The following is a 2,461-nucleotide window of genomic DNA, read 5'->3' as shown; positions in this document are numbered from 1 at the left end:
GGGTGAGATCGGCGCTGGCCTGCGCCGCGTCGAACCACGTGAGCAACTGGCGTCCGCCCTGTGCCAGGTACATCAGCGGGCGCCCGGCGCCGATCACCACCAGCGCGCCGGCGCGCCGCACCGGGCGCAGGGTGGCCGCATGCGCGGGCCACGGCAGCACGCTGCCGAAAGGGTTTGCCGGGTCCAGCGCTGACAGCCCCACGACCACCGGCGACGGTGCCGCGTGCAGGGTGTCGGCGATGGCGCGCAGGCGATCGACCGTGGCGCGTTCGGCGAACTGCGCCCCGCCCAGGCCCGTCACGAAGCGACCGCGCAACACGCGGCCGGCATCTTCCATGCCGCGATACACCTGCTGCAGCGCCGGAAATCCTCCCACGATGCCCTCGGCCACCGCCGCGCCACGGGTGACGATGGCATGCCGGTCCAGCAGGCCATCGGCCAGTGCCACCGCGCGCACGGTGTCGCTGGCGGCTTCACGCGGCAGCAACGACCAGCGCCCCGTCAGGGCGGGTGCGGCGAAGCTCACGGCCGCCGCCGGCGACGTACCCGCGGGGTCCTGCGGCCCGGCCATGTCGATCCAGCGCGGATCGCGCTGCCGTCGGGTGTGCCGCACCACCCGGGGACGCGGTGCGCGCGTACCGGCCAGCCCGCGCAACGGCGACCAGATGTCGGTGGTGACATGGCCGGCCCAGACAAGGTCCCACAACGCCGCTTGCAACGTGTCTGGCGTGACCACAGGGGCGGCGTGCTGTTCCGATGCGGTTGCGGCCAGGCGGCCCTGCACGGCCACCGCCAGGGGGCGTGCAAAGTACGCGCCGCCATCGCCCAGCACCGCCACGATGGCCTGCTGCAACGGCGAGAGATCGCGCACCGCAGTGGGCACCGGCAGGGTCTCGAACGCGACCTCCTGCAGGTGCAGTGACACCAGCCCGTCATCGTCGCCGATGCGCGCATGACCGGCCCACAGCACGCTGCCGGTGGCGAGCAGCTCATCGAGCATTCCCGGTGCGTAGTCGCCCACGCGGGCCGGCAGGATCTGGCTCTCCCACACCGATGCGGGGGCAGTCACGCCGGCCAGCAGTTCCACTACCCGCGCCACCCCCTCGATGCCGTGCAGCGCGGCTGCCGACACGTTGGCCAGGCGCGCCGTCGGCGCCGCGTCGGGCACCAGCCCCTGCCGCTCCAGCAGCAACAGCGCGTAGGCGTCCTGTCCGACCGGCCGGGTGGCCGCGCGCGCCGCCTGCAGCGAGCGCATGCGCAGCCGGCGCAGCACGTCGTCAGCCACCCATTCGTGGTGGGCCAGCGCCAGCGGTGCGGGCACGCCATCGGCTGCATCCTGTTCCTGGCGGACCACGCCGAAGCTGCCGCGCAGTACCTTGCCCTTCGCCTGCAGCTGGTCCAGCGCCGCATCGGCCACCACCACGCCCACGCCAAATGCGGTCGCCACCTGTGCGGTGGTAAAGGGCCGGTGCGTGCGCGCGTAACGGGCCAGCAGGTCCCCCAGCGGATCGTTGGACGGCGGCAACACGGCATGCGGTGGCAGCGCCAGCAAGGCGACGCCCAGCGCATCGCGCAGCCGCGTGGCATCGTCCACCGCGGCCCAGTGTTCGCTGCCGGCCAGCGTGATGCGCAGGGCGCGGTGGTCGCGTTCGAGGGCGCGCAGGTGGTCGAGGGCCGCGTCGCCGTCCACCAGACGCCGCGCCACCTCCGGCAGCGCCAGCGGCCCCAGCTCGCGCAACAGATCGGCCACGCCTTCCCTGCCCTTCGCGCGCCGCGCCGGTGCAAGGCGCTGCAGCTCCGCGCCGACCTGGTCGACCACGGCCGCGTCCAGCAGCTCGCCCATGTCCACCTGCCCGAGCAGGTCGGCCAGCAGGCCGTCATCCAGCGACAGCACCGACGCGCGGCGCTCGGCCAGCGGCACGTCGGTGCCATACATGAACTCGGCGACATAGCCGAACAACAGGTTCGCCGCGAACGGCGACGGCACCTCGGTGGTGACCTCGGCGATGTCCACGCTGCCCTCGGCCAGGCGCTGCATCAACGCGCCCAGCGCCTGCAGGTCGTACACGTCCTGCAGGCACTCGCGCGCGGCTTCGATCAGGATCGGGAAGTCAGGGTACCGCTGTGCGATGGCCAGCAGTTCGGCCGCCCGCAGGCGCTGCTGCCACAGCGGCGAACGCCGGCCCGGGCTGCGGCGCGGCAGCAGCAGTGCACGCGCCGCGCATTCGCGGAAACGGGCCGCGAACAGCGCCGATGTCCCCACTGCACGGGCCACCTCGCGCCGCACCTGTTCCGGCTCGAACAGGAACAGGTCCGCGCCGGGCAGGCGGCCGGCGGTATCTGGAATCCGCGCGATGATGCCATCGTCGCTGGCCACGACCGCCGGGTCCACGCCCCAGCGTTCACGGATGCGCGCGGCCATCGCCAGCGCCCACGGGTCGTGCACGCGCCGCCCGTACGG

At 73.5% G+C, this 2,461-nt stretch carries 1 pseudogene; it reads right to left on the bottom strand.

Going from position 1 to position 2,461, the window contains the following annotated elements:
• Positions 1-2,461 (bottom strand): annotated as a pseudogene (locus tag DBR34_RS20650) (ATP-dependent helicase); the annotation flags it as partial.

The sequence above is a fragment of the Stenotrophomonas sp. HMWF003 genome, from assembly GCF_003061285.1.
GTDB classification, from domain to species: domain Bacteria; phylum Pseudomonadota; class Gammaproteobacteria; order Xanthomonadales; family Xanthomonadaceae; genus Stenotrophomonas; species Stenotrophomonas maltophilia_AP.
Note: the sequence above shows the minus strand (reverse complement) of the source record. Positions and strands in the feature narration are given on the sequence as shown.